Source organism: Pseudomonas sp. S2_B10 (genome assembly GCF_054668425.1).
In genome coordinates this window covers 2,849,478-2,869,413 of sequence record NZ_CP162768.1, presented here as the reverse complement: position 1 = coordinate 2,869,413, position 19,936 = coordinate 2,849,478, and the positions used below count along the sequence as shown (strand labels likewise).

General features: G+C 60.0%; 15 protein-coding genes and 1 pseudogene. 8 read left to right on the top strand and 8 right to left on the bottom strand.

Annotation, left to right across the window (positions count from 1 at the left end; all coding sequences use genetic code 11):
• Positions 1-160 precede the first annotated feature (160 nt).
• A complete protein-coding gene (locus AB4O45_RS12935; RefSeq protein ID WP_423663674.1) occupies positions 161-364 on the top strand; it encodes a PA3496 family putative envelope integrity protein in 204 nt (67 codons plus the stop codon).
• Here AB4O45_RS12935 and AB4O45_RS12930 read toward each other — a convergent pair.
• Positions 306-1,268, bottom strand: a complete 963-nt coding sequence (locus AB4O45_RS12930; protein ID WP_252868494.1) for a LysR family transcriptional regulator — start codon at positions 1,266-1,268, stop codon at positions 306-308. The two genes, AB4O45_RS12935 and AB4O45_RS12930, sit on opposite strands and share 59 nt — an antisense overlap.
• A 190-nt stretch (positions 1,269-1,458) precedes the next feature.
• Between AB4O45_RS12930 and AB4O45_RS12925 the strand changes: the two genes are divergently transcribed.
• Positions 1,459-2,874, top strand: coding sequence for an acetyl-CoA carboxylase biotin carboxylase subunit (locus AB4O45_RS12925; protein ID WP_024014853.1), 1,416 nt, complete (start codon positions 1,459-1,461; stop codon positions 2,872-2,874).
• An 11-nt stretch (positions 2,875-2,885) separates the two neighbouring features.
• The gene (oadA, locus tag AB4O45_RS12920) at positions 2,886-4,694 is read left to right on the top strand and encodes a sodium-extruding oxaloacetate decarboxylase subunit alpha (protein ID WP_056790967.1); all 1,809 of its coding nucleotides are present in this window, start codon (positions 2,886-2,888) and stop codon (positions 4,692-4,694) included.
• 211 nt (positions 4,695-4,905) lie between these two features.
• Here oadA and AB4O45_RS12915 read toward each other — a convergent pair.
• Positions 4,906-7,094, bottom strand: a pseudogene (locus AB4O45_RS12915) (autotransporter family protein).
• A gap of 56 nt (positions 7,095-7,150) precedes the next feature.
• On the opposite strand from AB4O45_RS12915, the gene AB4O45_RS12910 reads away from it, so the two are divergent.
• Genes AB4O45_RS12910 through AB4O45_RS12900 form a run of 3 tightly spaced genes read left to right on the top strand, consistent with a single transcriptional unit; the run spans position 7,151 to position 9,088 of the window.
• A complete protein-coding gene (locus AB4O45_RS12910; protein WP_460161464.1) occupies positions 7,151-7,435 on the top strand; it encodes a hypothetical protein in 285 nt (94 codons plus the stop codon).
• A 28-nt stretch (positions 7,436-7,463) separates the two neighbouring features.
• Positions 7,464-8,813: a HipA domain-containing protein gene (locus AB4O45_RS12905; RefSeq protein WP_460161463.1), complete on the top strand. Its 1,350-nt coding sequence runs from the start codon at positions 7,464-7,466 to the stop codon at positions 8,811-8,813.
• Positions 8,810-9,088, top strand: coding sequence for a helix-turn-helix domain-containing protein (locus AB4O45_RS12900; protein WP_041476582.1), 279 nt, complete (start codon positions 8,810-8,812; stop codon positions 9,086-9,088). The genes AB4O45_RS12905 and AB4O45_RS12900 overlap by 4 nt, the downstream gene beginning before the upstream one ends.
• A gap of 7 nt (positions 9,089-9,095) precedes the next feature.
• Here AB4O45_RS12900 and AB4O45_RS12895 read toward each other — a convergent pair whose 3' ends face one another.
• Together AB4O45_RS12895 and AB4O45_RS12890 are read right to left on the bottom strand one after the other, a co-directional pair.
• Positions 9,096-9,932 (bottom strand): amino acid ABC transporter permease, encoded by an 837-nt coding sequence (locus tag AB4O45_RS12895; protein WP_460161462.1) that lies wholly within the window; start codon positions 9,930-9,932, stop codon positions 9,096-9,098.
• Positions 9,929-10,747 (bottom strand): ABC transporter substrate-binding protein, encoded by an 819-nt coding sequence (locus AB4O45_RS12890; RefSeq protein ID WP_095181205.1) that lies wholly within the window; start codon positions 10,745-10,747, stop codon positions 9,929-9,931. The genes AB4O45_RS12895 and AB4O45_RS12890 overlap by 4 nt, the downstream gene beginning before the upstream one ends.
• 113 nt (positions 10,748-10,860) lie before the next feature.
• On the opposite strand from AB4O45_RS12890, the gene AB4O45_RS12885 reads away from it, so the two are divergent.
• Positions 10,861-11,763: a homocysteine S-methyltransferase family protein gene (locus tag AB4O45_RS12885; protein WP_353187262.1), complete on the top strand. Its 903-nt coding sequence runs from the start codon at positions 10,861-10,863 to the stop codon at positions 11,761-11,763.
• 122 nt (positions 11,764-11,885) lie between these two features.
• On the opposite strand, the gene AB4O45_RS12880 is transcribed toward AB4O45_RS12885, so the two are convergent.
• Genes AB4O45_RS12880 through AB4O45_RS12870 form a run of 3 tightly spaced genes read right to left on the bottom strand, consistent with a single transcriptional unit; the run spans position 11,886 to position 13,650 of the window.
• Positions 11,886-12,557 carry a GNAT family N-acetyltransferase gene (locus AB4O45_RS12880; RefSeq protein ID WP_353187260.1) on the bottom strand — a complete coding sequence of 224 codons (672 nt, stop codon included), beginning with the start codon at positions 12,555-12,557 and terminating at the stop codon, positions 11,886-11,888.
• A gap of 12 nt (positions 12,558-12,569) precedes the next feature.
• The gene (locus tag AB4O45_RS12875; RefSeq protein WP_016772461.1) at positions 12,570-13,016 is read right to left on the bottom strand and encodes a GNAT family N-acetyltransferase; all 447 of its coding nucleotides are present in this window, start codon (positions 13,014-13,016) and stop codon (positions 12,570-12,572) included.
• A gap of 10 nt (positions 13,017-13,026) precedes the next feature.
• Positions 13,027-13,650: an FMN-binding negative transcriptional regulator gene (locus tag AB4O45_RS12870; RefSeq protein WP_150743141.1), complete on the bottom strand. Its 624-nt coding sequence runs from the start codon at positions 13,648-13,650 to the stop codon at positions 13,027-13,029.
• Positions 13,651-13,743: 93 nt separating this feature from the next.
• Between AB4O45_RS12870 and pdxR the strand changes: the two genes are divergently transcribed.
• Positions 13,744-15,294 (top strand): MocR-like pyridoxine biosynthesis transcription factor PdxR, encoded by a 1,551-nt coding sequence (pdxR, locus tag AB4O45_RS12865; RefSeq protein WP_460161461.1) that lies wholly within the window; start codon positions 13,744-13,746, stop codon positions 15,292-15,294.
• Here the strand turns inward: pdxR and AB4O45_RS12860 are convergent.
• On the bottom strand, positions 15,251-19,855 hold the full coding sequence (locus AB4O45_RS12860) for a dermonecrotic toxin domain-containing protein (protein ID WP_460161460.1): 4,605 nt from the start codon (positions 19,853-19,855) through the stop codon (positions 15,251-15,253). The two genes, pdxR and AB4O45_RS12860, sit on opposite strands and share 44 nt — an antisense overlap.
• Positions 19,856-19,936 lie beyond the last annotated feature (81 nt).

Sequence of the window (19,936 nt, the reverse complement as noted above, 5' to 3'; positions counted from 1 at the left end):
TCATAACGGGATCAGATGTGGGAGCGAGCCTGCTCGCGAAAGCGTCCTCCAAAAAATCACATTCCTGCGCACATTTCATCACATTGTCATCCCCGCGCAGCCAAACCGTCATCCCCCACGCCTATCGTGAAACTCCCGTACTCGCCCTGGGAGACTCGAAATGGCTCAGCCCTACGAAGAACGCAACAGCGCCGCGAAAACCCGTCGTCAGCAGGAAGATCAGCGCCGCATGGAATTTCGCCGCGCAATCGAGGATCGCTTCGAACTTCGCCAGCTTCAGGCTGAGATCGGCGATTTTCCCGAGATCACGCACTGGCAGGCAGTGCCCGCCGCTTCCCGTCGAAACGCTCAACCAGCGCAATAATCTGCGCCCGCTCGCTGCGGATGAACGCCAGGAAGGCGTGCGCCACCGGTGACAGCCGTTTGGCTTTGGCTTGCACCAGACACCAGCTGCGCATCAGCGGCAACTCCTCGACCGGCAGCTCGATCAGGCCGCCGGTCGCCAGCTCCAGGTTCAGGGCGTGGCGCGTCAGCAGCGCCAGGCCCAGACCCGCCAACACGCATTCGCGCTGAGCTTCGGCCGAGGCCACTTCCTGGGTCTGAGTGAAGTGCACGCGCTTTTCCTTGAAATATTCTTCGCAGGCCAGACGTGTGCCCGAGCCCGGCTCGCGGATCAGCAGCGTATACGGCTCCAGATCCTGCAAGCGCAACGGGCCCATGTGTGCCAGCGGGTGATCCGGGCGCGCCACGGCGACAATCGGATTGTTGAGGAACGGCAGGAATTCCAGGCCCATGTCCTGCGGCACCATCGACATGATCACCAGATCATCGCGATTGTCCGAGAGGCGGCGGATGACCTGGCCACGGTTGACCACGGTCAGCTGCAAATTGACTTCCGGATGCTGGCGCTTGAACGCGGCGAACAGATGCGGCACGAAATATTTGGCGCTCGATTCCACCGCCAGTTTCAGCTGACCCTGCAGTGAACCCTGCATGTCCGACAGTTGCATGTCGAGGTTTTCCAGGCGCCCGAAAATGTCGCGGCTGGCGCGCTGAAGCGCTTCCGCCGCCTCGGTCATGTAGAGTTTTTTGCCGACATAGTCGAACAGCGGCTGGCCAATCAGCTCTTCCAGCTGACGAATCTGTAGGCTCACGGCCGGTTGTGTGAGGGACATTTCCTCGGCGGCGCGGCTGTACGAGCGTAAATCACACACCTCGTTGAAGATCTGCAATTGACGCAATGTCATACGCATCAATGACTTACGCATATTTTTCAGGCTCGATCAGCGGTCAGTTGCTTCAACTATAAGTGTTTGCTTATGCCTGACCCAATTTTTATTCATTTTTGTTAATCCCTCAGCAGCGCTAGTGTGGACCTGCGACTGAATTGAAACATTTGGTCACGCGTCGACCTGGGTCTAGCAGGTCGTGGTGCCACCGGCTCAAGGGAACCTCCAAGTGATAAAAAAGATCCTGATCGCCAACCGTGGTGAGATTGCCGTACGCATCGTACGAGCCTGCGCCGAAATGGGCATTCGCTCGGTTGCGATTTTCTCCGACGCCGATCGCCATGCCTTGCATGTGAAGCGTGCGGACGAGGCCCACAGCGTGGGTGCCGAGCCACTGGCCGGCTATCTGAACCCGCGCAAGCTGGTGAACCTGGCGGTGGAAACCGGCTGCGATGCGCTGCACCCCGGCTACGGCTTCCTTTCGGAAAACGCCGAGCTGGCGGAAATCTGCGCCGAGCGCGGCATCAAATTCATCGGCCCGTCGGCGGAGGTCATCCGGCGCATGGGCGACAAGACCGAAGCGCGCCGCAGCATGATCAAGGCCGGCGTACCGGTAACGCCCGGTACCGAAGGCAACGTCTCCGGCATCGAAGAAGCCTTGGTCGAAGGCGACCGTATCGGTTATCCGGTAATGCTCAAGGCCACCTCCGGTGGTGGCGGGCGCGGTATCCGTCGCTGCAACAGCCGCGAAGAACTCGAACAGAACTTCCCCCGGGTCATCTCCGAAGCCACCAAGGCGTTCGGTTCGGCGGAAGTGTTCCTGGAAAAATGCATCGTCAATCCCAAGCACATTGAAGCGCAGATCCTTGGCGACAGCTTCGGCAATGTCGTGCACCTGTTCGAGCGTGACTGCTCGATCCAGCGCCGCAACCAGAAGCTGATCGAGATCGCGCCGAGCCCGCAGCTGACCCCGGAACAGCGCGCCTACATCGGCGACCTGTCGGTACGTGCAGCCAAGGCTGTGGGCTACGAGAACGCCGGCACCGTGGAGTTCCTGCTCGCCGAGGGCGAGGTGTACTTCATGGAAATGAACACGCGGGTGCAGGTGGAACACACCATCACCGAAGAAATCACCGGCATCGACATCGTCCGCGAACAGATTCGCATCGCTTCCGGCCTGCCGCTATCGGTGAAGCAGGAAGACATTCAGCACCGTGGCTTTGCATTGCAGTTCCGTATCAACGCCGAGGATCCGAAGAACAACTTCCTGCCGAGCTTCGGCAAAATTACCCGTTACTACGCCCCCGGCGGCCCGGGCGTGCGCACCGACACGGCGATCTACACCGGCTACACCATTCCGCCGTTCTACGACTCGATGTGCCTGAAACTGGTGGTCTGGGCGCTGACCTGGGAAGAGGCGATGGACCGTGGCCTGCGCGCCCTCGACGACATGCGTCTGCAGGGCGTGAAGACCACCGCCGCGTACTACCAGGAAATCCTGCGCAACCCGGAATTCCGTAGCGGCCAGTTCAACACCAGCTTCGTTGAAAGCCACCCGGAACTGACCAACTACTCGATCAAGCGCAAACCCGAAGAGCTGGCCCTGGCCATCGCCGCCGCCATCGCCGCCCACGCAGGCCTGTGAGGAATACAAGAATGAGCAAGAAAATCTTCGTAACAGACACCATCCTGCGCGACGCTCACCAATCGCTGCTCGCCACCCGCATGCGCACCGAAGACATGCTGCCGATCTGCGACAAGCTCGACAAGGTCGGCTACTGGTCGCTGGAATGCTGGGGCGGCGCGACGTTCGACGCCTGCGTGCGCTTTCTCAAGGAAGACCCGTGGGAGCGCCTGCGCCAACTGCGTGCGGCGCTGCCCAACACCCGCCTGCAAATGCTCCTGCGCGGGCAGAATCTGCTCGGCTATCGCCACTACAGCGATGACGTGGTCAAAGCTTTCGTCGCCAAAGCAGCGGTGAACGGCATCGACGTGTTCCGCATCTTCGATGCGATGAACGATGTGCGTAACCTGCGCGTTGCCATTGAAGCAGTGAAAGCTGCCGGCAAACATGCGCAAGGCACCATCGCCTACACCACCAGCCCGGTGCACACCATCGACGCTTTCGTCACCCAGGCCAAGCAAATGGAATCCATGGGCTGCGACTCGGTAGCGATCAAGGACATGGCCGGTCTGCTGACCCCGTATGCCACTGGTGAACTGGTGCGTGCTCTGAAAGCCGAGCAGTCGTTGCCGGTGTTCATCCACTCCCACGACACCGCCGGCCTGGCCGCCATGTGCCAGCTCAAGGCGATCGAAAACGGCGCCGATCACATCGATACCGCAATCTCCAGCTTCGCCTCGGGCACCAGCCACCCGGGCACCGAATCAATGGTCGCCGCGCTCAAGGGCACCGAGTACGACACCGGCCTGAATCTGGAGCTGCTCCAGGAAATCGGCCTGTACTTCTATGCCGTGCGCAAGAAGTACCACCAGTTCGAAAGCGAATTCACCGCCGTCGATACCCGTGTGCAGGTCAACCAGGTGCCGGGCGGGATGATTTCCAACCTCGCCAACCAGTTGAAAGAGCAGGGCGCTCTGAACCGCATGAGCGAAGTGCTCGCAGAAATCCCGCGCGTGCGTGAAGACCTCGGCTTCCCGCCGCTGGTGACCCCAACCTCGCAAATCGTCGGCACCCAGGCGTTTTTCAACGTACTGGCCGGCGAGCGCTACAAGACCATCACCAACGAAGTGAAGCTGTATCTGCAGGGCGGCTACGGCAAGGCACCGGGCGTGGTCAATGAAAAGCTGCGGCGCCAGGCGATCGGCAGCGAAGACGTCATCGACGTGCGCCCGGCCGATCTGCTCAAACCGGAAATGACCAAGCTGCGTGCCGATATCGGCGCACTGGCCAAATCCGAAGAAGACGTACTGACCTTCGCCATGTTCCCGGACATCGGCCGCAAGTTCCTTGAAGAACGCGCCGCCGGCACTCTTACGCCGGAAGTGCTTTTGCCGATCCCGGAAGCGGGCGCCGTTGCCTCGGCGAGCGGCGAAGGCGTGCCGACCGAGTTCGTCATCGACGTCCACGGCGAGACTTACCGCGTCGACATCACCGGTGTCGGCGTCAAGGCCGAAGGCAAGCGCCACTTCTATCTGTCCATCGACGGCATGCCGGAAGAAGTGGTGTTCGAACCGCTCAACGAATTTGTCGGTGGTGGCAGCAGCAAACGCAAACAGGCCTCGGCACCAGGCCACGTGAGCACCACCATGCCGGGCAACATCGTTGATGTGCTGGTCAAGGAGGGCGATACCGTCAAGGCAGGCCAGGCGGTACTGATCACCGAAGCGATGAAGATGGAGACCGAAGTCCAGGCTGCCATCGGCGGCAAGGTCACGGCGATTCATGTGGCCAAGGGCGACCGGGTCAACCCGGGCGAAATCCTCATCGAGATCGAAGGCTGAGATAACAGTCGCGATCCAATGCTTTAAACCTCGGGGGGGCATGTGCTCCCCTTTTTTTTGCCTGTGATTTTCCGACCTGTCAGGTCATTGTCAGGGACCGCATGTGGGAGCGAGCCTGCTCGCGAATGCGCCAGGTCAGCCAATAGCATCTTTTGTATGATGCACCGCTTTCGCGAGCAGGCTCGCTCCCACAGGAGGCGTGCTTAATCCATCAGAACGCCATGCGCCATTGACCCGCCACGCCATACGTTCGGCTGTCATTACCCAGCTCACCCGTCAAGCCCACGCCCAGTGTGTGCGCCGCCGAAAGACCAAGATCGAGCCCCGCATCCAGCGACAGACTGTTCCGATCCAGTGCCGCGCCGGTCACTTCGAAGCGCTTGCCGCCCTTGCGCAGTTGCTGGCGGGTGTCACTGTCGATGTCGCCGTAGGTATGTTTCCAGCCTGCGCTCAATCGCGGGGTCAAATGCATGCCGTTATCCAGCGTATTGACCAGCGCAACACGCAGACCGAAGGTGCTGCTGAAGTTGTCGCGGGTCTGGCCGTAGACTTTCAACGCCGCGTCGCCGCCCTTTTCGTTGTAGCTGTCGCGCTGATAGCGCTGATAGCCGAGGCTGGCGAAGGGTTCGAGGGTCACGTTGTTGCGGCCCAGGTTGAACCCGGCCTCGGCAAATGCTTGCTGAGTATTGGCGTCGTAATTGCCTTTGAGACGATCGCTGAAACCCTTGAACGCGACCCGCCGTGTGCTGCTGCCGTCATGGCTGGCGTAGGTCGCACCTAGGCGCAAAGACAGCGGGCCATCCTGACGCACGGCGTAGGCACCGAGGTGCCAGCTGTCGAGGTCGCCGTCGTACTGGCGGGCATCGAGTTTGGTCTGCGATTTGCCGCCAAGCAGGCCGACATGCCAGTGCTCGTCGAGTCGCCAGTCAGCGCCCACGACCAGCCCTTGCGTGGCATGTTGGAGGATGCCGTCAGCGTCGCGGTCAACCTTGCCGCCGTGGCCCAGCGCCTGAACCCACACCCGTCCGGAGTCTTCGTTGCCTGCGGCCTGACGCGGTGAACTGCGCGAGCCGTCAGTAGAGCCGGAACGGTTGTCCAGTTGGCGCATCGCCGAGAGCATGCTCGTACTGACCGGCGTGATACTGCTCAGCGTGGCTTTGGCGAGGTTGGCATTGCTGCCTGCGGCAAGTTGATCGAGGGCGATTGGCGCGGTGGTTTTATCGCTGGTCAGCAGTGCGGCGACGGCGGTGTTAATGGGCTTTGCAGGCTCCGACGCGGGCTGTGCGGTGGTTTGTGCAGTTACGATTTCGTCGGGCATCGATGATTCCACCGATGCGGAGTCTTCAATCAAGGTCGCAACTGAGGTCAGGGCGGGGGCTGGAGCTGCGATCACCGCTGTCATTGAAGCTGGAGCGGGCGTTGTCGCGATCGGTACAGCGGGAGAAGTCGGCTGCTCTGGCTCGATAATACTTCCTGCAAGTGCGCCTGCATTTTCTGTAGGAGCGAGGCTTTCAAGCGGTTCACCATTGCGAGCGTAAGTCAGCCCAACCGATTTCTTGTTGTATTGAGCCGTGGCCGTCATATACGCCAGATCGTTCTCGATCCGGCCAAACTCGCCTTTCACCTCACGGGCTTCGATGATTTTGTATTGGCTGCTCTGCGGATATTCTCCGGGAGCCGAAACAATCTTCAGGGTGGCACCTTCGAGTTGGGCGGTGCCATCGACCTTGATCGTCTGACCACCAGCGGGAGTGACCTCGTAAGCCAATTCGGCGTCAGGCGCCAAGTGCAAATTACCCTTCACTCGTGGTGCGCCAAGCGCTGCATTGACGGTGAGCAGCCCACCCACCTCAAGATTTCCCACCGTGCCTTTACCGGCGAAACTGCCGCCATTCTGGACATACACATCACCCTTGATGCTGCCGAGGTTGGTCAACGCTCCACCGCTGTCGACCAGAACACCTTCATGGAAATCGCCTTTGGAGCTCAATGTCCAGTCGCCTTGGGCGACGAATAACCCATTGAAGTTGCGCGTGTCGTTCAACGTGCCGCCATCCGCAGCATTCAGGAACAACACGTTATCGCCCTTGCCGCCATCCAGCCGGCCAGTGAAGCTTGCCCCGTCTGCAAGGGTGATCAAGTCGTTGACTTCAGTCCCTTTGAACACGGCTTCCGGTGTCGTAAAGGTAATCGGCACTGTGCTCGCGTAGTTGAGAAAACCCTGGAGCCGTTCCAAAGCCTGTTGCTTGGGGTTGGCTTCGGGCTGCTCCGTCGTTTCCATGCTTGGGGGCTGCTCGATTGCTTCAGTGGATTGCTCGGCGTTCGCCAGCGCTACGCACCCATTGCCAATGAAATAGCCAGAGCCAGGTGTTTTGGTGCGAATAGGTGTTGAGTGGGCATCAGGTTCGATTTCCGTATCGAGAAAATCCAACTCTATTGCTGCCTGAAAAAAACCGATGTCGGCCGCTTCCCACATCCACGCAGGCGACATCGGATCGTTCTGTGGAAAATCCTCACTGGATTTCGCAAACAATTCTTTTGCGCGGCGCCACTTGTTCTTTTTCCTACAGCTTTCGCTTGAAGACGGCATTTTTATCAGCGTGAAGTTAAATGCTTGTCTGCATTATTTTGCATTTGGTAAGTCAGTAGCGAGCGCTAATGTGCATTTAGTTGCAGATTTGGGGCGTCTTTGGCTGCCAGAATGCACTATATTGCAATTGTCGAAGATTTCTCTTTCTTGAAACGCATTAAAATGCACACGGAATCAACATGTACAACCTGACACTCCAGATCTTCACCGCTGGGCAATGGCACGACGCGATGATTCTTGACTTCGATGATCCGGAAAAAGGCTTCGAAAGCCGCTGCAGTTTTGGCTATGAAGCGGACTATCTGGTGGAAAACATCGAGTTGATCGGGTCGCCTTTTTCCCAAGCCGTGAGTGCCCTGTATCCGCTGGATTGGGAAGGTCGGCGCGCGAAGACGCCGGCCTTTGTCCACGACATCGCACCGGCAGGCGCAGCCAAGCGGTTTCTACTCGCCCGCCTGGGTCAGGAAAGACCCGCCGAGATCAGCGCCGATCTCTTTCTGCTGGGTCGCAGTACACCGGCACCCATTGGCAACATGCGAATAAAGGAATCGGCGGAAGCAGTCGATGACAGGAAGCCGATCGGATTCAAGCGCGAGGAGGTCATTAGCCGCGACAACCGCTTTCTTGAATATGCCTACGAGCTGGGCGCGGCCATCGGTGGCGCGACGGGGGCAGGTGGGGAAGCTCCGAAGCTCTTACTGGCAGAGAACAGCGCCGGGCTTCTGTATCCCGATGCGGTATTGGACGATGAAGAAGTGCGACAGCACTGGTTCGTGAAATTCGCCAGAAACAGGGGCGGGCAGACCGACCAGGACATCCTGCGCAGCGAATTCCATTACTACAAAGCGCTGCAGACATTGGGCATCGCAACCGTCGCGGCAGAAGGCCTGGCCTTGGAAGAGGCGACCAAACCGAGTTTGTGGATGCGACGTTTTGATCGACAAGTGAAAGATGGGGCGGTGTCGCGTTTCGCCGTCGAATCGATTTATTCGCTGGCTGAAGTGACGACGCCAGGCAGCGCCATGAATCATCTGGAAGTGATCCGTATGCTCGCCGGGCTCTGGAGCAAAGCGGGTCAGGCCAGCCAGATTCCCGGCCTCGTCGCCGATTATCTGCGTCGCGACCTGATCAATAAAATCCTCGGAAACTCCGATAACCACGGTCGTAACACGGCGATCATCCGGCAAGAGAATGCTTTCCAACTCGCGCCGATCTATGACCTCGCCCCGATGGTCATGGATGACGAAGGCGTGACTCGTACGACCAAGTGGCCAAAAGAGTTGGAGCGGGCGGGAGATGTCGATTGGCGAGGTGTCTGCCGCGTATTGGCAGATAGCGCAGATCCGCACGAATCTTTGACGGGGCTGGATGCCTCGGCGCTGTTCGAAGGCCTGCATGCGGATGCCCGCCGTCTGGCCGCACTGCCGGATATTCTTGCGGCCAGCGGTTTGCCCGCCAGAACCATGAATCACCCGAGCGTTCATCTGAAAAACCTCGAGCAACGTTTGAAAGAGTGGGACCTGCAATGAGTCTGACCGTCCTCGAGCGCACGGCGCTCATCGAAAGCATTCAGCAATCACTGGCCGAAGGCACTCTGGAAATCGGTGACGCCGTGCGCCGTTTACGGGTCGAAGTCACCGGTCTGCATCAGACCCAGTTCGCGAAGATGTGCAAGATTTCAGTGCGCACGCTGGTGCATATCGAACATGGCGAAGGCAATCAGACCCTGAAGTCGCTGAACGCGGTGTTCCGCCCATTCGGCATGAAAATGGGCGTAGTGCGGATTCGCCGGGACACCATTTGAATGCACCTCAACTACGGCGCACATACGCCTTGCCGAAATGCCGCTCCATCCGTGCCTGAATCAGCTCCAGCCCGATCGACATCAGCCAGTAGATGATCGCCGCCGTGGTGAGCATTTCGATGTAGCGATAGCTTGAGCGCCCGTAGGACTGAGCGAGAAACATCACTTCCCAGACACCCATCACCGAGATCAGCGACGAGTCCTTGAGCATCGAGATGAACTGGTTGGTGGTCGGCGGGATAATCGTGCGCATGGCCTGGGGCAGGGTGATGCGCCAGAAGATCACGCTTTCGCGCAGGCCCAGCGCCAGGGATGCTTCGCGTTGGCCGTGATCGACGCCGAGGATGCCGGCGCGGAAGATTTCGCTCAGGTAGGCGCCATAGTTCAGCGACAGGGCAATGATGCCGGCGACGATGGCGCCGGGGACGATGCCCAGTTGCGGCAGGCCGAGGTAGATCAGCAGGATCTGGATCAGCAATGGCGTGCCGCGAAAGAACGAGGTGTAGAAACTGGCGATGCCAAATGCCACGGCGCTGTTCGACAGGCGCGCCAGCGCGGTGATGAAACCGAGTAGCGACGAGGCGATGATCGAGCAGGCGCAGAGAAACAGCGTCAGCGCTGCGCCTTGCAGGAAGCCGTTTGGCGCCAGCTTCAGGCCAACGAGGTTGGGCAGTTTGTCGAGGATGATCGCGAACTTCAGGTCGAAGCTCAGGAAGAATCCGGCAAACAGGCAGAACAGCGCCGCCCACGTCAGGTACAGGCGCGTGCGGAAACCAAAGAGCTTTTGCAGGCGTGTTTCAGCCACCGGTTGCGGTGGCTGTGGCGGGGTCGGAAAAGAAGTCATTGGCTGATATCGGCGCCGATCCATTTCTGCGACAGCTTGCTCAGGGTGCCGTCCTGTTTCAGTTGTGCGAACACCTCGCGTACCTTGGCGTCCCATTGCGGGTCACCCTTTTCGATGGCCACCGAGTTCGGTTCCGAGTACAGCGGTTCGCCGGCCAATTTGAAGCGCTGGTCCTGATTCAGACGCGGCTGTGCGGTGACCAGATTGGTAAGGATTGCATCCAGGCGCACGCCGGCGCCCAGGCCCAGATCCTGGAAGGCGACGTTGTCGGTGTCATAAGGAGCGATCTGCACATCCTCGAACGGATACTGCAACTGCGTATCCTCGGCGCCTTCGATCACCAGATTTTTGTTCAGATAACTTTCGTAGCTGGAGGCGCTGGTCAGGCCGACCTTTTTGCCGCTCAGATCCTTGGCGCTGTGGATGCGATCGTCCTTGGCATTGACCACGATTACCGCTGGCGAGGCGTAGTACTCGACCGGGAAGTCGAACACTTCTGCGCGGGCCTTGCTCGGGGTCATCGAGCAGATGCAGATGTCGTAGCGCCCGCTCCAGCGACCGGCGGCGATCACGTCCCAGGACGGCGTTTCGAGACGCAGTTTGACGCCAAGCTTGTCCGCCACCGCTTTGGCAACGTCGACATCGAAACCGTCGAGTTGATTCTGCTCATTGAGAAACGAGAAGGGCGGATAGCTTTCCATGAGCACGCCGACCAGTTCTTTTTTCTGCTCGACGCGGTCCAGCGTCGCGCCGCCGAAGGCTTGGGTGGAGGCCAGAATGGTCAGGCCCAGGGCCAATAGCGGTTGGAATTTCACAGTCGCTTCCTGTTGAAAAAAGAGGTTGTTATTAACCGAGTGGTGCGTATTAAATAGTTATAAGAACGACTCTGGTAGTGAGTTATTTTCATAAGCATATGAGTGAAAAGCATATGGGCGCAGCAAGTACGGTCATTCTCGATGGCGGCATGGGCCGTGAACTGCAACGCGCCGGGGCGCCATTTCGCCAGCCCGAGTGGTCGGCACTGGCGCTGAGCGAAGCGCCGCAGGCGGTCGAGGCGGTGCATGCCGCTTACATCAACAGCGGCGCCGACGTGATCACCAGCAACAGTTACGCGGTGGTGCCATTTCACATTGGCGAGGCGCGCTTTGCGGCTGAAGGCCAGGCGCTTGCGGCACTGGCGGGGGAGTTGGCGCGGCGGGCGGTGCAGGCATCCGGCAAGCCAGTGCGTGTTGCCGGTTCGTTGCCGCCGCTGTTTGGTTCGTATCGTCCGGATCTGTTCGAAGCGGATCGCGTGACCGAACTGTTGACGCCTTTGGTTAACGGTCTGGCGCCACATGTGGACCTGTGGCTGGCAGAAACGCAAAGCTCGATCGTCGAGGCCCGCGCTATCCACGCCGGGCTGCCGAAGGACGGCAAACCGTTCTGGCTTTCATTCACGCTCAAGGATGAAGACACCGATGAAGTGCCACGCCTGCGCTCCGGTGAGCCGGTAGCCGAAGCGGCTGCGCTGGCGGCTGAACTTGGCGTCGAAACCCTGCTGTTCAATTGCAGTCAGCCTGAAGTGATTGGCGCGGCCATCGACGCGGCGCGCGCAACCTTTGAGCGTCTCGGCGTCAGGATCAATATCGGCGCGTATGCCAACGCGTTTCCTCCGCAACCGAAAGAAGCCACGGCCAATGACGGGCTCGACCCGTTGCGTGACGATCTTGATCCGCCGGGGTATCTGCACTGGGCGCTGGACTGGCAACAGCGCGGCGCCAGCCATCTGGGTGGCTGCTGCGGGATCGGGCCAGAGCACATTGCGGTGCTGGCGCAAGAACTGCGTTGTTAAGAAAGACCCCGCCCATTGTGGGAGCGAGCCTGCTCGCGAAAGCGGTCAGTCAGGCCACATTTGCAGTGACTGACACAGCGCCTTCGCGAGCAGGCTCGCTCCCACAGGGGTATCCGTGAAGTTCAGCTACGGCATTCGGCCAGACCTTTGAGTTGGCCAGCAGGCGTCTGGTTTTCATCGCTCAGCCAGCGCTCGAACCCTGCACCAATCGCCGGCCATTCCGCATCCAGAATCGAATACCACGCGGTGTCGCGGTTCTGCCCCTTGACCACCATGTGCTGGCGAAACACCCCTTCGAAACTGAAGCCCAGACGCTCGGCCGCGTATTTGGAGCGGGCGTTGCCGTTGTTGCACTTCCATTCCAGGCGCCGGTAACCCAGCTCGAACGAATATTTTGCCAGCAGGTACACCGCCTCGGTGCTTTTCGGCGAGCGTTGCATTGGCGCACCGAAAGTGACGTGGCCGATTTCGATGCGGCCCTGCGCCGGGACGATCGACATCAGGCTGAGGATGCCTTGGACCTGACCAGTCGCACGGTCGATGATGCTGAAGAAATACGGGTCGCTGTTGGCTGCATGATTGTTCAGCCAGTCGTTGAACGCGCTGCGCTCGGGAAACGGACCGTAAGGCAGATAATCCCAGAGTTTCGGATCAGCACCCGGACCTTCGAGAGCGGCGTAAAGCTGCTCGGCATGGCGTACCGGGTCAAGTTTTTCCAGGCGGATGAAACGGCCTTCGAGCAGCGTGGCGGAGGGGGCGGGGACGCCTTTCCAGTCAGCGAGTGAAGCAGTCATGTGCGCGTCTCCTTAAAGGGCTTTACGAAACTGGATGAAGCCCGGGCGTTCGGCAATGCGCTCGTAGAGCTGGATCGCCGTGGCGTTGGTTTCATGGGTCAGCCAGTGGACTTTGCAGCAACCATCGGCCTTGGCGGTAGCGTAGACATGCTCGATCAACAGCCGACCGACACCGGTGCCACGGGACTCGGGCAGCACCAGCAGATCCTGCAGATAGCAGGAATTTTCAATGCTCCAGTTCGAGCGATGATAGATGTAATGCACCATGCCCAGCGCTTTGCCTTCAGCCCAGGCGAGGGCGGCGTGGGTCGGTTCGTTCGGATCGAGAAAGCGCTGCCAGGTGCTCTGGGTGACGGCGTCCGGCAGTTCGGTGTTGTAAAAACGCAGGTACGCCTGCCATAGCGGCAGCCAAGCGGCGTGGTCGTTGGCGCTGACCGGGCGAATATCGATCTGAGTCATGCGGATTTCCTTAGCGCATCAGGCGGGCGAGGGTTTGATCGTTGGCGTCGGGGCTGGCGGCAAGGCTTTCGCGCACCCCGGCAATATCTTCGGCGCTGCGGTTCTGGCTGAGCTTGCGTTTGCCTTCGAGGCGGTCGATGGGAATGGCAAACCCGACGATGGCCTTGAGCATGCCGTCGATGTATTCGGCTGGCGCATCGTCGACCGACCATGGCTGGGCACGGCCTGCCTCGTGACGGTCGGTGAGGGTGCTGACAATGTCGAGCAACCGGCCGCCATCACTGAAGGTCTCGGCCTGGCCGTAGGCGTGCACGGCGATGTAGTTCCAGGTCGGCACGACCTTGCCGTGCTCGGCCTTGCTCGGATAGAAGCCCGGGCTTACGTAGGCGTCTGGTCCGGCGAAGATCAACATCGCCTCGGCGCCGTCACGCAGGTCTTTCCATTGCGGATTGGCCTTGGCCAGATGGCCGTAGAGCGTGCCGTATTCACCTTGTTCGCGATGCAGCAGCACCGGCACGTGGCTGGCTTGCAATCCGCTGTCACCGTGGCTGACCAGAATGGCCAGGCGCGTGGCGAGGATCAGTTCGTGCAGTTGGGACAAGTCTTCGATGGCAAAGGCGCGTGGCGTGTACATGGACAGATTTTCCTTGGCGAATGCCTGCATCCTAGGCAGGCTATTGGTCCGTTGTAAGAGCCATTGCCGAGCCATTTCATAGGTCCATTCGCCATGCCCGATCTGCCACCCTTGTCGATGCCCTTCAACCCGGCCGGTATCGAGCTTGATCGCCGTCAAGGCCTGAGTCGCCAGCTCTATCAGTCTTTGCGCCTGCGGGTGCTTGATGGACGTCTGGCCAGTGGCACGCGATTGCCGGCCAGCCGTGACCTGGCCTCGGCGCTGGGCATTTCCCGTAACAGCGTGGTGCGCGCCTACGATCAGTTGTATGCCGAGGGCTTTATCGAAGGGCGCGTCGGCGACGGTACTTACGTGGCGCAATTGGCTCAGACAGCCACGTCGAAGAAAAAACTATCCACAAATTCATCCACAGGCTTGTCAACAGGCTTACCCACAGCCTTATCCACAAATTGGCTGGATTTACCTGTGAATTCATCCAGCAAAGTTATCCACAGTGGTGGCTTTTCTCGCATTGAAAAGCACCATTTACCTCGACCACCGAGCGGTCCGCCGCGCGCTTTTCGGGTGGGTGTGCCTGCATTTGATCTGTTCCCGTTCGAGGTCTGGGCCAAGCTGAACGCGGCTTTCTGGCGTAAACCGGATCTACAGCAGCTGTGTTACGGCGACCCGGCCGGTGACGCGCGGCTGCGCGGCATGATTGCTGCGTATTTGCGCAGCTCGCGCGGCATGCAGTGCACGGCTGAGCAAATTGTGATCACCAGTGGCGCACAGCAGGGCATCAGCCTTTGTGCACAGTTACTGGTCGAGCCGGGGGACGGTGTGGCGATCGAGAATCCGGGCTATCGCGCCGCCGGGCATGCCTTCGCTGTGGCAGGGGCGAAATTGCATGGGGTGGCGGTAGATAGCGACGGTATCGATTGCAGCGCCATGGCCCGGCTCAGCGATTGTCGGGTGGCTTATGTCACGCCGTCTCATCAGTACCCGACCGGAGTGGTGATGAGTCTGGCCCGGCGTCTGGAATTGCTCGCCTGGGCCGAGCGGGTCGGCGGCTGGATCGTCGAAGACGATTACGACGGCGAGTACCGCTACACCGGCGCACCCCTGGCGCCGTTGGCCGCACTTGATCGTCAGGGGCGTGTGCTCTACGTCGGCACCTTCGGCAAGGTCGCTTTTCCGGCGTTACGCCTTGGTTATCTGGTGCTGCCGCCAGCGCTGGTCGACGCGTTTGCGCAACGCCGCGCCGTCGATGTGCGGCACTCGGAGGTCAGCACCCAAGCGGTGATGGCCGAATTCATGGCTGCCGGGCATTTCCAGCGGCATATCCGCCGCATGCGCCGGGCTGCGCTGAGCCGACGCAACTGTCTGCTCGAAGGCTGGCCGACGGTCGCCGGTGTCGGTCAGTTGCCGGCCGTTTCAGCCGGGCTGCACCTGACCGTCGCCGTGGACAGCATCGAGCGCGAGCAGCAATTGATCGCTCAGGCCGCTGATGTCGATGTCGAAATCAACGGCCTGAGCAGCTACTGGTTACCCGACTCGACTACGCCCATGGATCAGCGCGCCGGCCTGGTGCTGGGTTTTGCCGCCGTACCAGAGCCTGCGATCAAAGCGGCGCTGTCGCGTCTGCGGCAGGCTTGGCAAGATTGAAGAACAGCGTTTCGGCGCTGCGACTGGAAATTTCGCTGCGATGGATTTCAATCAGCCTCTGATTATCCACACCCGTTATTTCGGCGACGCCCCCCATGCGGTGCTGAGCGAGCGTTTTCATATGTCCACGCACAAATGCACCAACGGGCGCGTCGACGCTGCTGTAATGGAAATGCGCATAGCAGAGGACCTTGTCGGTATGCGCATCACGAATCTGATACTCGTCGAGAAAATCGTTCTGATGGCGCCTCAGACGCCGTCGGGTCAGGGTTTTCGAGATGCTCACTTCGCCCTTGTCCTTGAGCCACTCGACCCCGGCAGCTGTTGGCAGTTGTTGCTTGACCAGGCGGATTCGCGTGCTGGTGCCTTTTTGCTCCAGTGTCGTAGCCGCAGCGTCGAGCTTGTGGTTGAGCTCTTCGGACGGTTCATGCAGAGCAGCGGTGAGGTTACTCGCCGTCAGCGCTTCATCGATCGCCGCACCGGCTTTGCGCAACAGGGCGGCGTGGTTGTGGTATTCCTCTTCGACCTCCACTGGAATGCGCGAGCCGCGTTTGAGACGCGCCTCGATGCGCCGATGAAACGCCGCCAGCCCGTCGATCAATGCCTGCCCTTCGCTGATGCTCTTGTTGAGGTTGGGCCTGGCTTTAGGCAACGGTGCAGGCCGTGCACTCTGCTCGACCCAGATACCTGGCGATTCCTCCTTGAATGTCGCGATCACTCTCGTCAGCGCCGTACCGACTTCGACCAGATCGGTGTTCTTGCCGTCGAGGCTTTTTTTCCGCTGGCCGACCAGGGTGCCCTTGTTGCGTGTCTTGATGATCTGCCGATTCGAAGCTGACGTTGCGGGTCTCGACGGACCGGCTTGCGGCACCAGTAGATGCCGGTAGCGCAACAGATCGGCGAGTCGATTGTCGGCGCTTTCCTTGAATGCGACCACGCGCGCCTGCAACTGCTTGAGTCGCTCCGTGTGTATGTGTTCGGAATATTCACTCGCCAGGTCATCGAAACGCTTGTCCACGGAAGCGAACTGTTCGCTCACCTGACTCAGGGCGTCGATGCGTATGCGCAGATCACTGAGGCTTTCATCGGCGCTCAGGTCCCGCGAACTCTGAACGTTCAGCGCAGCATCTTCGAACAGACTGGCCAGCGCTTGTTGTGCCTCGACATGAGCGGTGGAATCGCCGGGTTTGATGCAGGTGTACTGGCCGAGACTGATCTGCAGAGTCTTCAGATCATCCAGCGGGTAGGGCGCCAGGCTGATGTTGTATTTCTGCTTTATCTCCAGGCCATCAGGTCCCAGCCTGGTCAGTTCATCCAGGCAGGCTTCAGCCGACTCCATTTTCTCGATAATGGTTTGAGTGGCATCGTTCAACTGTTCGAACGCAGAGGTGACCGCCTGCGATTCGCCGCGCAGTTCGTCGTCCAGTATCGCCTGCACCCTCAGTACGCGTTGCTGGTAATCCGAAGCGTTATTACTGAGCCACTCCTGCCCCAGAAACAACTGCATGTCCAACCGCTCCGGCATGACCGTGCGGTAGTTGGGAATCGATTGCTTGCAGTTGAGTGTCTTGATCAGCTGAATGTTCGCGGCATATTCGTTGTGCTGTGAATCGAGCGTGGCGAGGTACTGCGCAAGCGCTTGTTCGCGTGCCTGCGCAGGGGCATCGCGAAGGCTGTTGCGTTCGGTATCGAGAAGGCTGCCTTTGCTCTCCATCGTCAAATCGAACGCGGTGATCTGCTCGGACAATACGGCCACCTCCTGGTTTTTTTTGCCTTGCGCCACCTTGCGCCCGTCCTCCAGCCCGCCTCCGCGCAGGCGCAAACGCAGATCTATCACCCATTGGCCATTGGCGGTATAGACAAGCCTGGGCCCGGCTGGTCGGGTGGGCTGACGCGTATCGACGATGTGCACATCGCCATGCACGTTGCGCGCGACTTCGAACCAGCGCTCACCGACCCGGGCGTACCATTTGTCTGCGTGGGCGTAGAGGTCTCGGTACGCGCCTTCCCGGGTGGCTGCGCCAAGGGCTTCGGGCTTGCCGACCTCGAACCCGTCCAACAGCGTGGCGAGTGCCGTCGGGGATCGCTTCAGCGCCGTGATGCTGTCGATTGATGTGCCATGGAATTGGGTTAATTGCGGGCCGGTGATATCGGGCTGGCGCAGCGCTTTGACGATTCTGGCGGCAGGTCTGGTCGTCGCTGCATCCTCTTCGAGCTCCGTGGCCACGGGTGTCGATGGCGCATCGCCCACCGCCGCACGGTGGGCGAGCACCATGCCCAGCGCCAGGAGAATATCGGCGATGGCCGTCCAGGCGATCTTCCCCGATTGCTCGTTGGCGCCGTCGGTGATTTCCTGCAGATCATCCATGATCTGCCAGATCCACGCCGCTGTGCCTACGCTGCGGCCCAGGAACGGCAGCGCGGCATTGAGCATCACCCAGCCGCCCTGTTTCAGCGAGGCCCAGCGTGCTTCGGCATCGGAGACCGACTGCCGGTCGGCTTGAGTGACAAGCGCCTTGACGTTGCGTTCGTGCAGGGTTGCGAGGACATCGCTGGCGATCACCTGAGTGCCCAGCGCGACCGCGCCTGACATATCCAGCGCAGTGGTCGGATTGATCATCAGTTGCGGGATCGTCCACACCGACGGCAGCCTGGCGGTGAAGACGAACTGGCTGTAATTGAAGCGCACATCGTCCGGCAACCAGGCCAGTACCGAGTCACGCAAATGTCGCGAATGCTGGATCGCAAAAAGCAGATTCGCGGGCCCCCGATATTGCAGCAGAGTCTTGTCAAACAGCGGTCGATACAGCACGCACGGCCCTTTGTCGGCATCGCGCGGGCCTATGACATACATGTTGTCGACAGTGTCTGCGGTGGAGCGGCTGCGATGAGCGACGAAGGCCAAAGGGCGAATGACGATTTCCTCGCCATCGACGTAGCGTTCCGCGCCAGTCGTGGCGAATGCGGCGACCACGTATCGATAACCCGATTCATCGAGGCCGGCTCTACCCCGGATCTTGTGCTGCAACGCCAGCAATGGCAGCTCAATGCGCAACTGACTGGTGTAGAGCCCTTGCAACAGCGGCGCTTGCACGGGGTCGTCTAGCAGCATGGCCTTGAGATGCGCCGGGTAGGTCTTGCCGATGTCGACCGTGCTGACCAGTTTTTCCAGAAAAGTCGCGCTCATCCACTCGGGTACCGGGCTGCCATCCTTGTACCGCACAGTCTTGTTGCCCAACGGCAGGCCTGCGAGGTTTTGCAGGGCAAGCTCGGTCAGCGTCCATGTCTGAGCCTGAGTATTTCCCGGCAATACAAACGTGCCCCAGACCACGAGACTGGTGATGGTGATTTCGATGTTGTCGATGTTCACGTCTTTGGCGCCGGGCTGCTCCTTGAGAATCTGTTTGATCAGCGCTGCACGAGTGAACGCCTGCAGGCTGGTGATTTCGCTTTGAAAGGATTTGCCGTTGTTCTCGTGCTGCAGCGTTGTCAGATCCAGCAGGTGCCGGCTGTAACGCGTCTGATCCATGGGCAGTGCGTCGTTCAGCCAGTCCGGAAGCATCGGCTGCAAACGCTCGAAGTGCGCTTCGAGGCGCGGTGTCGGTTGAGCCGGTTTGCCGGCCGTGCCGGTATGCGGATAGACGCGTTTACCAGGGGAATCCTGAAAAAAACTGATTTCGCCCAAGGCATCCGCTTCCATGGAAATCAGCGTGCACGCCTGCTGGTCGAAGAAATTGCCCTGGGGTTCGACCAGCCGCCACTTGAGATCTTCGCCCGAGGCGCTTGCGCCATATATCCGCAGCAGAGCCTCGCCGAGCTCCTCCAGTGAATCGAAACGCTGAAAGCCCTGGGTGACCGCGTGGGTGAGAATCAACTTGCGGTCTGCGATTGTGCCGATCACTACTGCGGCATCGACCAGGGTCAAGTGCGATGACTTGTCGGAGCTACCGCGATCGAGGTCAATCAGATATGCCTTTGCCGAGTACGGGGCGGGGGCCAGGCGTTGTTGCGGGTCGGGCTGTTTGAAAATCGCCCGGGCCATGGCGATCTCGTCAGCGTCCCAGCCGACGCTGGCATCGACGTTCCACAGGTTGCGCAGTGCCTCGGACAACTGCTGCCAGCGCGGTTGCCCGGGGTAGGTGAACTCGTCCCAGTATTCGACGTGCTGCTCCTTGTAGGCGATGAACAGCAGTGGCGCCAGTTCGTTGAGCAACAGGCCGATGGCATCGATCTTTACCGGCAGATGCGCGGGTGCGGGCATGCCGGGTTGCAGGGTCAGATAATGCTCGCCATCAAGGTACGTCACCGTGGTGCCGGACAGGCCGAGCCGCACCAGGGCGTTGGTCAGCGATCCAGCCTGATACCCGTCGGGTACGACTCGACCATCCACAATGGCCCAGGTGGGTTGCACGACCATCGCCAGACGCGGGTCTATGTCGAGATTCGGATACAGCGTCTTGAGGGCATCGCGCAGCGTTTTTGAAGCGACTTCCTGCAGTGAGGGGCCAGTAACCAGCTGAGTCACGATATCGACGGCACTGGCTTTGGGAATGGCGGTCATGGTGGTTTCCTGCTCTGTCGGGACGCCGCAAGGGCGGCGGAGCAGGGCAAGTTAAAAGGCGCAACAGCGACCCGTGCGGTA

What these genes read in the sequence shown, in the direction of transcription:
- AB4O45_RS12935 (WP_423663674.1), top strand. Translation starts at nt 161, where the DNA reads ATGGCTCAGCCCTACGAAGAACGCAACAGCGCCGCGAAAACCCGTCGT.
- AB4O45_RS12930 (WP_252868494.1), bottom strand. Translation starts at nt 1,268, where the DNA reads ATGCGTAAGTCATTGATGCGTATGACATTGCGTCAATTGCAGATCTTC.
- oadA (WP_056790967.1), top strand. Translation starts at nt 2,886, where the DNA reads ATGAGCAAGAAAATCTTCGTAACAGACACCATCCTGCGCGACGCTCAC.
- AB4O45_RS12910 (WP_460161464.1), top strand. Translation starts at nt 7,151, where the DNA reads ATGTCGGCCGCTTCCCACATCCACGCAGGCGACATCGGATCGTTCTGT.
- AB4O45_RS12905 (WP_460161463.1), top strand. Translation starts at nt 7,464, where the DNA reads ATGTACAACCTGACACTCCAGATCTTCACCGCTGGGCAATGGCACGAC.
- AB4O45_RS12900 (WP_041476582.1), top strand. Translation starts at nt 8,810, where the DNA reads ATGAGTCTGACCGTCCTCGAGCGCACGGCGCTCATCGAAAGCATTCAG.
- AB4O45_RS12895 (WP_460161462.1), bottom strand. Translation starts at nt 9,932, where the DNA reads ATGACTTCTTTTCCGACCCCGCCACAGCCACCGCAACCGGTGGCTGAA.
- AB4O45_RS12885 (WP_353187262.1), top strand. Translation starts at nt 10,861, where the DNA reads ATGGGCGCAGCAAGTACGGTCATTCTCGATGGCGGCATGGGCCGTGAA.
- AB4O45_RS12880 (WP_353187260.1), bottom strand. Translation starts at nt 12,557, where the DNA reads ATGACTGCTTCACTCGCTGACTGGAAAGGCGTCCCCGCCCCCTCCGCC.
- AB4O45_RS12875 (WP_016772461.1), bottom strand. Translation starts at nt 13,016, where the DNA reads ATGACTCAGATCGATATTCGCCCGGTCAGCGCCAACGACCACGCCGCT.
- AB4O45_RS12870 (WP_150743141.1), bottom strand. Translation starts at nt 13,650, where the DNA reads ATGTACACGCCACGCGCCTTTGCCATCGAAGACTTGTCCCAACTGCAC.
- pdxR (WP_460161461.1), top strand. Translation starts at nt 13,744, where the DNA reads ATGCCCGATCTGCCACCCTTGTCGATGCCCTTCAACCCGGCCGGTATC.
- AB4O45_RS12860 (WP_460161460.1), bottom strand. Translation starts at nt 19,855, where the DNA reads ATGACCGCCATTCCCAAAGCCAGTGCCGTCGATATCGTGACTCAGCTG.